The organism is Jiangella rhizosphaerae (assembly GCF_003579925.1).
In the GTDB taxonomy this organism is placed as follows: Bacteria; Actinomycetota; Actinomycetes; order Jiangellales; family Jiangellaceae; genus Jiangella; species Jiangella rhizosphaerae.
Genome location: NZ_QUAL01000379.1, coordinates 1 through 9181, shown reverse-complemented (window position 1 = coordinate 9181; position 9181 = coordinate 1). Strand labels below are relative to the sequence as shown.

Sequence of the window (9181 nt, the reverse complement as noted above, 5' to 3'; positions counted from 1 at the left end):
CGGCCCGCGGTCGCCGCCGCGTAGCCGGCCGGGCACGCCGTCAGGGCTGCTCGAACACCGCGACGGTGCGGGCGGGGACGGTGACGCCGTCCGCGCCCGCCGTCGCCGAGCGGACGACGGGGTCGGCGCCGCCGGCCTGGACGGGGTGCAGCCGCAGGCTCGCACCGTCGTCGGCCGGCACCGTCACCGCGGCCGGCGTCGCGTTGAAGACGACCACCAGCCGCTCCCGGTCCGGGTCGAGGTCCGCACCCGCCCGGTCGTCGAGTTGCATGACGATGACACCGGCGGGCTGCGCCGGGCCGCCCGCACCGAAGGAGAGTCGCTCCTGCACGAGGTCCGCCGACCCGAGCCGGAACAGCGGCGACGAGAACCGCAGCCGCAGCAGGTCCCGCGCCATCGCCGTCGACGCCGCAAGGTCGGCCGGACCCGGCTTCAACGACGGCGACGCGAGCAGCGGCCGCATGAAGTCCCACTTCGCCGAGTTGTCCGTCGCCGGCGGCAGTCCGGAGCCGAACGTGCTCTCCTGGCCGGTCCAGTCGATGCGGTTGAACCAGTCGCCGGAGTCGTAGGAGTTGCGGTCCAGCGACTTCGACCGCAGCAGGTCCGCACCCGCGTGCCAGAACGACGGACCCTGGCCGAGCGCCGTCGTCGCCAGCGACAGGACGTTCATCCGGACACGGTCGGCCATCGGCGTGTCCGCGGGCAGCTTGTACGCGAGCGCGTCGTACAGGGTCTCGTTGTCGTGCGCGTCGACGTAGGTGATGACCTCCTCCGGGTCGGCGGTGTACCCGGCCGGCGAGCCGTTGTAGTCGACGTCGGCGCCGGTCACGGCCGCGCCGGTGCTGTCGGTGAACGCGTAGTCGCGCAGGTTGCCGGTGAGCCCGACCTTGATCAGGTCCTGCAGGTGCAGCAGCCGGGCGCGCTGCTCGTCCGGCGTCCCGTTCACGGCCGCGCCGTTCGGGTCGGTGAACAGGCCGCTGCCGAAGCCCTGCAGCCGCGGGTCCTCGTCGAACGGGCCGCCGCCGCGGACGCCGTCGCGCAGCCGGTCGTTGAACGTCCCGATGCCGGCGCCGAACAGTTCCAGCTGCGTGGCCTGGCGGAACCGGGCGTTGTCGGCGACCTCGCCGAAGTTCCAGCCCTCGCCGTACACGTAGACCGACGACCCGTCGACGCCGTCGCGCTCCACCGTCAGCTCGTCCAGGGCGGCGCGGACCCGCTCCATCGTCGCCCGGCTGTGGTGGCCCATGAGGTCGAAGCGGAACCCGTCGACCTTGTAGTCGCGCGCCCAGGTGACGACGGAGTCGACGATCAGCTTCTCCATCATCGCGTGCTCGGACGCGGTGTTGGCGCAGCAGGTGGACGTCTCGACGGCGCCGGTCGCGGAGAGCCGCTGGTAGTAGCCGGGCACGATCCGGTCCAGCACGGACTTCTCGTCCTGGCCGGCGGCGTGGGTGTGGTTGTAGACGACGTCCATGACGACGCGCAGCCCGGCGCCGTTGAGCGCGGCCACCATCTCGCGGAACTCCCGCGTGCGGCCGGAGCCGTCCGGGTCGGTCGCGTAGGAGCCCTCGGGGACGGTGTAGTGCAGCGGGTCGTAGCCCCAGTTGAACCCGTCCTGACCGGCGACGGCCGTGGTGCACGCCTGCTGCGCCTCGCCGGCGGGATCGGCCGCGGTCAGCGCCTCGAGGTCGCAGTCCGGCGTCGCCTGCTCGGCGCGGACCTCGTTCACCGTCGCGATGTCGAACACCGGCAGCAGGTGGACGGTGTTCAACCCGGCGCCGGCGAGCGCGGACAGGTGCCGCATGCCCGCGCCGTCCGCGTCGGTGAAGGCCAGGTAGGTGCCGCGATGCGCCTCCGGCACGGACGAGTCGCCGATGGAGAAGTCGCGCACGTGCAGCTCGTAGATGGTGGAGTCCTCCGGCTGCGCCAGCTCCGGCTTGACCAGGCCGTCCCAGCCGGCCGGTTCCAGCGCGGGATCGGACAGGTTCACGACCAGTGACCGCGCCGAGTTCGTCGTCAGAGCCAGGCTGTACGGGTCGGTGACGACGTTCGTCGTGACCCGCCCGGTCGACGGGACGTACACCTGCACGGCGAACGCGTAGGCCGCGCCGGCCCAGCGCGGGGTGCCGCGGGCGGTCCAGACGCCGTCGCCGTCGCGGCGCATGGCGACCGTCTGCTCCGTTTGCCCGGGCAGCGTGATCAGCAGGTCGACCTGCTTCGCGGTGGGCGCCCAGACGGCGATGTCGGGGCGGCGTCCGTGCCAGACGACGCCAAGCTCGCGGTCCGCCGCGCCGGCGTAGACGTCGTCCAGGACGCCGGGCAGCTGCACGCCGGTCGCGTCGACCAGCCGGCCGAGGTCGTCGTACGCGGCGACGGCGACCTGACCGGTGAGGATCTCCTCGATGTCCTTCACATCGGCCCTCAAGCCGTCATAGGAGGCGAGGTGCGGGTACTCCTCGCGCACGTCCTCCGGCAGCTCCCCCAGGGTGAGGGGGTACGACGTCCCGCCGGTGACGGCCTCCGCGTCGATTCCCAGGCCGCCCTCGGGCGCGGCGTGCAGCCGGAACGTCCAGTCCGCCGCCTCCGCCGGCAGGTCCCAGGCCAGCAGCCCGCGCTCCAGCCAGTGCGCCTTCTGCTGGGTGAGGTCGGCCTGCGACTCCGCGGCCGACGACGTCACCGTCAGCACGTGGGTGGCGGCGTCGTAGCTGAGCGTCGTGCGGGCGCCGGCCGGCACGGTGAAGCCGATGTTCGACCCGTTCGGCTCGCCGCCGGCGCCGTAGTTCTCGTCCCAGCTCAGGCCGTGCGTCACCTTCGCCTCGTACGTCCCGGCGGCGAGGGCCGTCGTCGACAGCGTGTAGACGCCGTCGCCGTCGGGGTCCTTCAGCCACGACCGCATGCAGGCCGGGTCCCAGTCGGCCGGGCAGCCCAGCTCGGACTGGAACGACCCCGGCACGGTGACGATCGGGTCCTGGGCGTCGCTGGTGATCCAGTGCGTGGCGTGGTCGTAGTAGAACGTGACGTCGTCCGCGGCGGCCAGCGGCAGCGGGATGTTCGGGCCGTCGCGGCGCGCTCCCAGGCCGTAGTTCTCCGCCCACGAGCCGTCGATCGCCACCTTGTACTCGAAGTCGCCCGCGGGCAGCGCGAACGTGCCCTTCCAGACGTCGTCGTCGGCGTCCAGCGTCAGGCCGGCCTGAGCACACGCCGGGTCCCAGTCGCCGGCGCAGCCCATCTCGCTGTTCAGGCTGCCCGGGACGGTGACCCGGTCCGGCTGCTCGACCGGCCCGCCGCCGCCCGGCTCCTCGCCCTCGTCCTGCGGCTCTCCCACCACGCCGTACGTCGACGCCACGGACAGGTGGCCGGAGTGGTCCTTCAGCACGGCGCGGTACTCGACCAGCGTGCCGTGCGGCAGGTCCGTCACGTCGTGGAAGACCCGATACGGCGCGTTGTCGTCGGTGCCGAGCAGCTGCCACTCGGACGTGCCGAGCGGCCGCCAGGCCAGCGTGACCTGGTTGAACCCGCCCGCCGGCACGGACACGCCCACCTCCGCGCGGCCGCCGACGGTGCCGCCGGCGCCGGGGGTGCGGAAGTGCAGCGCGGGCGCGTCCTTCGACTCCTTCAGCGGCTTCGGCGCCCGCCAGACGGCGGCGGACAGCGGCGGGACGGTGACGGTGACGCGGCCCTCGGCGTCGGAGCGCAGGTCGGCGGTGCCGACCGGCCAGAGGCCCTTGAACGACGTGCGGGCGTTGAACGTGTCGAAGCCGACGGTCTGCGCCTGCGTCGAGTTGTTGGTCGCGACGACGTACTCGACCTGCTCCTCGGCGTCGATCCGGCTGAACGCGTAGACACCCGCGTCGTCGCTGGCATACCGGTGGATCTGCGCGCCGTCGGCCAGCGCCGGGTGCTCGTCGCGCAGGGCCGAGAGCTCGGCGAGGTGCCGGTAGATCGGGTGGCCGGGGTCGAAGTTCCCCTCCGCCGTCGTGGCGTCGGTGCCGATGAGGTCGTCGTCGTTGTAGCTGGCGACCCGGCTCTCGAACATGTCCTGGCGGGCGTCCTTGTCGCCGCCGTCGCCGGTGAAGCCCTGCTCGTCGCCGTAGTAGACGACCGGCTGGCCGCGCGTCAGGTACATGAGGTCGTGCGCGAGCAGCGTGCGACTCAGCTGCTCCTCCGGCGCGACGCCGGTGTCCTGGACGAACATGCCGATGCGGCCCATGTCGTGGTTGCCGAGGAAGGTCGGCAGCGAGTACGCGTTGGAGTCGGCGTCGGTGTAGTGGTCGTCGCCGGCGAACAGGTCGCGCAGCTCCGTCGTCGGCCGGCCGGTCGCGAAGCCCTGCGCCCGGGCCTGGAAGCCGAAGTCGATGGTGGCCTGCAGCCCGCCCTCGGTCGTGTAGCGCGACATCGCGGCCGGGTTGGCGTCGTACACCTCGCCGAACATGAAGAAGTCGTCGGCGCCGGAGTCGTGCGCGGCGTCGAGCACCTCGGGCGCGAACTTCTGCCAGAACTCCATGTTGACGTGCTTGACGGTGTCGATGCGGAACCCGTCGACGCCGAACGCGGCCCAGTACCGGTAGATGTCGATCATGCCGTCGCGGACCGCCGGCTGCTCGGTGAACAGGTCGTCCAGCCCGACGAAGTCGCCGTACAGGTCGCCCTCGCTGCCGTCGAAGGCCGCGTTGCCCCGGTTGTGGTAGAGCGTCGGGTCGTTGAGCCAGGCCGGGACCTTGACCGTCGCGTCCTCCGGCGTGCGGAAGTACGGCGTGTACGGGAACGACGTCTGCGGGTCCAGCGGCGGGAACGTGTCGCCGGCGGCGTACTGGCTGTCGTCGAAGACGTTGCCGTTCGCGTCGCGGTAGGGGACGTCGCTCTTGGGGACGTACGTGTACTCCCCCTGCTCGTAGTCGATGACGTCGGCGGTGTGGTTGGTGATGATGTCGAAGAACACCTTGATGCCCCGCGCGTGCGCCTCGTCGATGAGCTGACGCAGTTCCTCGTTGGTGCCCAGGTGCGGGTCGATCCGGGTGAAGTCGGTGATCCAGTAGCCGTGGTAGCCGGCGCTCACGTCGGCGCCGCTGCCCTGCACCGGCCGGTTCATGAACGACGGCGTCAGCCAGATCGCCGTCGTGCCGAGGTCCTCGATGTAGTCCAGCCGGCGCAGGATCCCGGCGAGGTCGCCGCCGTGGTAGAAGCCCTTGTCCGTGGGGTCGTACCCGTGCACCAGCCGGGGCTCGGCCGTCCCGGGCGGGACGTCGTGGCCGCCGGTGTCGTTCGACGCGTCGCCGTTGTCGAACCGGTCGGCCATGACGAAGTAGAACCGCTCGTCGGTGAGCCCGGCGCGCAGGCTGTCGCCGGCCAGCTCGCGGTCGGCGTCGGTCAGGCCGGGCTGCGGGTGCGTCGGGGCGACGGCGATGCGGTGCGAGGCGTGGTCGTAGGAGAACGTGACCTCCGCCGCCGCCTCCAGGACGAGCGGGATGTTCGGGCCGTTCGCGACGCCGCCGGCGCCGTAGTTCTCGTCCCAGCCGCCGTTCAGGGCGACCTTGAACTCGTACGAACCGGCCGGCAGCTCGACGGCGCGAGCGTAGGTGGTGACGCCGGACGCGGTGGGCGTCAGCTCGCTGGCCGCACAGGCCGGGTCCCAGTCGCCCGCGCAGCCCAGCTCACTCTGCAGGCTTCCGGCCAGCGTGACGACGCTCGGCGGTTGGGTGTGATCGGCGACGGCCGGTGGCGCGGCCGCGGCCGCCGCGGCGACGAGGCCCAGCGAGGCCGTGAGGACGAGGAGGCGGCGAGCGGCGGGCAGGTTCGGCATCGGGCACTCCCGGTGGCGGACGGCGATGTCACGGTGCCCGAGACGCTAGCCACCCCGGTCGACCGTTGCAAGACTTGCAGCAAGCTTTCAACGGCCCCGGTTCGAGATGTGGCCTACCGATGACGTATGGAATGATCCGGAGTCATGAGACCTGCTCGCGTCGTCGTGTCCGCTCTCGCCACGGCGGGAGTGGTGCTCGCGGCCGCCGCGTGCTCCGGCGAGTCCGACGAGCCCACCGGCCTCGAGACCTCGGCCGCGCCGTCCGAGACGGCAGCGCCCACGACCACTGAGGACCCCGATGCGGCCGCCGTCGCCGACATCGAGGCCCTGTACCAGAACTACTGGGACACCATCATCGCGATGGAGAACGTCCAGGACGAGCAGGCGTCGTACGCGGCGCTGCAACAGGTGGCCATCGAGCTCATCGCGCAGACGCAGATCGCCAACCTGCGCGGCCTCGTCGACGCCGGCGTCACCCGCGACGGCGAGCCCGTCATCGGCCCGCCCGAGGTGACGGTCGACGGCGACACCGCCCGCGCCGAGGGCTGTGTCGACGAGGACGGCTGGAACGTGTATTACAACGGCGAGCCGGTGGAGCGCGAGCTGGCCGGTCCCCAGCCACGGGTCTTCGACCTCGAGCGGGTCGACGGCCGCTGGCTGATCACCGAGCTGGTCGACCAGACGGAGGCGACGATCACATGCTGACCAGGGTGCGGCAGCTCCTCCGGGTGCTCCTGGGCACCGCCCTCGTCGCGGGAGCGCTGCTCGTGACGGCGTCCACGGCGTCGGCCGACTGCGTGCTCATCCCCGAGACCCATCCCGACGGCAGCACCACGTGGACCGAGGACTGCAGCGACTCCGGGGGCGACGACGGCGAGGACACCGGCGGCGACAACGGAGGTGGCGGCGAGCAGGAGCCCACCTGCGACCTCAGCCAGGTCGAGGGCGAGGGCCCGCCCACCGCGGTGCAGTGGTGCATGGGCGAGGAGGCCTGCTGGGGCAACATCCCCTCGCTGAACCCACCGGAGACGTGGGAGGACCTCGCTGGCGGCCCGTCGCCCGGCGAGGGCTACATCGTCACGTTCGTGGTCTGCTACCCGAGCAACCCCGGCGGGACCTGGCAGTGGATCCTCCCGCCCGAGGAGCAGGGCCCGAGCCTGTGGGACCTCGCCTGGCAGGCGTTCGGCAACATCGCCACGCCCGACTTCACGCTGGCGTTCTCGCCGCCGAACCGCTCCTTCGTCAACCTCGACACCTGGTACTGGGCCGAGGGCCCGGGCGACGGCGAGATCATCGGCGAGTCGACGGGCGCCGTCAACGCCATCGCGACGCCCGACCGCATCGAGGTCGACCCCGGCGACGGCAGCGGCGTCCTGCAGTGCCCGTTCACCGTCGCCGAGAGCGACGCCTGCCACCACGTCTACGCCCACGCGTCAGTCGACCACCCCGACGGCTACCCCGCTCGCATGCGGCTGGTGTACGACATCTCGTTCACCAACAACGGCGAGCCGCTGGAGCTGGACGGACTGCCGACCACGCTCGAGAGCCCCTGGGTCGACGGCCCGCTCCCGGTCGCCGAGGCGCAGTCGATCGTCGTCGACTGAAGCCTGGCAGAACCATGATGACGGGCGGTCCAGTGGTGCTATAGCACCACCAAATCGCCCGTCATCATGGTTGTCGCGAACGCCGTCAGGCGGCGGGGACCGGCACGGGCGGCGGCGGGCCGACGTAGCGGGCCGCCGGCCGGATGATCTTGCTGTCGGCGGCCTGCTCGAGGATGTTCGCCGTCCAGCCCACCACGCGGGCGACCGCGAACGTCGGCGTGAACATCGCCCGCGGCAGTCCGCACTGCTCCATGACCACGCCGGCGTAGAACTCGACGTTGGTGTGCAGCTCGCGGCCGGGCTTGAGCTCGGCCAGGATCGCCTCGACCTGCCGCTCCACCTCGACGGCGAACTCGACCAGCGGGCCGCCGAAGCCGAGGGCGATCTCGCGCAGCATCCGTGACCGCGGGTCCTCGGTGCGGTAGACCGGATGCCCGAAACCCATGATCCGGTCGCCGGCCAGCACCCGCTCGCGCACCCACGACTGGATGCGCTCCGGCGTCCCGATGGCGTCCAGCGTGTCCAGGGCCCGGCTCGGCGCGCCGCCGTGCAGCGGGCCGGACAGCGCCGCGATGCCGCCGACCAGGCAGGCGGCGACGTCGGCACCGGTCGACGCGATGACCCGGCCGGCGAACGTCGACGCGTTGAAGCCGTGGTCGATGGTCGAGATGAGGTACCGCTCGACGGCGCGGGCGTGCTCGGGCGCCGGCTCCCGGCCGGACAGCATGTACAGGTAGTTGGCCGCGTGTCCGAGGTCGGCGCGCGGCTCGACCGGCTCCAGGCCCTGCCCGAGCCGGTACAGCGCCGCCAGCAGCGTCGGCACCACGGCGCCGGCCAGCAGCGCGTCCTCGCGCCGCTCGTCGGCGGTGAGGTCGTAGACCGGCCGGAACCCGGCCGCCGCGCCGGTCAGCGACAGCGCCGTGCGCAGCCCGGACATCGGCCCGGACGCCGCACTCGCGCGGGCGATCGCCGGAAGCGCCGCCCGCACGTCGTCGGGCAGCGTCCGCAGCGCGGCGACCCGGCGGGCGAACGACGCACCTTCCGCCGCGGAGGGCAGCGAGCCCTCCAGCATCAGGTGCCAGACGTCCTCGAACGTGCGCGTCGCGGCCAGCTCGACGGCCGAGTACTCGCGGTAGTGGTAGAAGCCCTCGCGGCCGCGGACGTCGCCGAGGACGGTCTCGGTGACGACGACCCCGGCCAGCCCGCGCGGCACCTGTGCGGTCATGATCCCTCCAGCTTCCTCAATAGTTGACGACCATGATAGATATATTGATTTCGGTCAATATCGGCGTGAGGAGGCGGGACGGTGGCGGAGCAACGCCGGCTGACGACGCGGCAGGTCGCGGCCCGGCTCGGCGTCAAGCCCGAGACCGTGTACGCCTACGTCAGCCGCGGGCTGCTCGGCAGCCGCCGCGGTCCCGGCGGCCGGGCCAGCACGTTCGACCCCGACGAGGTCGAGCGGCTCGCCCATCGACGCCGCGGCAGGGCGGCGGACGGCGGCCCGGCCGCGACGCGCGAGCAGGACGCCGCCGGCCCCGTGTACAGCGGTGTCACGCTGATCGAGGGCGACCGCTACTACTACCGCGGCGTCGACCCGATCGAGCTGGCGCGGCGGGCCTCGTTCGAGGAGGTCGCCTGGTGGTTGTGGACCGGCGACCAGCGGCCGGGGCCGCCGTTCACCGCTCCGCCCGACGGGCTGGCCGCAGCCCGGGCGGTCGGCGACGCGCTGCCGGCGCAGGCCGGGCTGGTCGACCGGCTCCGGGTGGCGGCGGTCGCG

General features: G+C 72.4%; 5 protein-coding genes. 3 read left to right on the top strand and 2 right to left on the bottom strand.

Features of this window, described 5'->3' with window-relative positions:
• Nucleotides 1-40: 40 nt before the first annotated feature.
• Nucleotides 41-5800 carry a pullulanase-type alpha-1,6-glucosidase gene (pulA, locus tag DY240_RS25930; RefSeq protein ID WP_119662572.1) on the bottom strand — a complete coding sequence of 1920 codons (5760 nt, stop codon included), beginning with the start codon at nt 5798-5800 and terminating at the stop codon, nt 41-43.
• A 144-nt stretch (nt 5801-5944) separates the two neighbouring features.
• Between pulA and DY240_RS25925 the strand changes: the two genes are divergently transcribed.
• A complete protein-coding gene (locus tag DY240_RS25925; protein ID WP_147375528.1) occupies nt 5945-6505 on the top strand; it encodes a nuclear transport factor 2 family protein in 561 nt (186 codons plus the stop codon).
• Complete coding sequence (locus tag DY240_RS25920; RefSeq protein ID WP_119662570.1) at nt 6499-7404, top strand: hypothetical protein; 906 nt, start codon at nt 6499-6501, stop codon at nt 7402-7404. The genes DY240_RS25925 and DY240_RS25920 overlap by 7 nt, the downstream gene beginning before the upstream one ends.
• 85 nt (nt 7405-7489) lie before the next feature.
• Here DY240_RS25920 and DY240_RS25915 read toward each other — a convergent pair whose 3' ends face one another.
• Nucleotides 7490-8629 carry a citrate synthase/methylcitrate synthase gene (locus tag DY240_RS25915; RefSeq protein WP_119662569.1) on the bottom strand — a complete coding sequence of 380 codons (1140 nt, stop codon included), beginning with the start codon at nt 8627-8629 and terminating at the stop codon, nt 7490-7492.
• 81 nt (nt 8630-8710) lie between these two features.
• Between DY240_RS25915 and DY240_RS25910 the strand changes: the two genes are divergently transcribed.
• The coding region (locus DY240_RS25910; protein WP_119662573.1) for a citrate synthase at nt 8711-9181 on the top strand (471 nt) is incomplete at its 3' end.

Excerpts from the sequence above, each read along its gene's own strand:
- DY240_RS25920 (WP_119662570.1), top strand. The coding sequence starts at position 6,499 with ATGCTGACCAGGGTGCGGCAGCTCCTCCGGGTGCTCCTGGGCACCGCC.
- DY240_RS25925 (WP_147375528.1), top strand. The coding sequence starts at position 5,945 with ATGAGACCTGCTCGCGTCGTCGTGTCCGCTCTCGCCACGGCGGGAGTG.
- DY240_RS25915 (WP_119662569.1), bottom strand. The coding sequence starts at position 8,629 with ATGACCGCACAGGTGCCGCGCGGGCTGGCCGGGGTCGTCGTCACCGAG.
- pulA (WP_119662572.1), bottom strand. The coding sequence starts at position 5,800 with ATGCCGAACCTGCCCGCCGCTCGCCGCCTCCTCGTCCTCACGGCCTCG.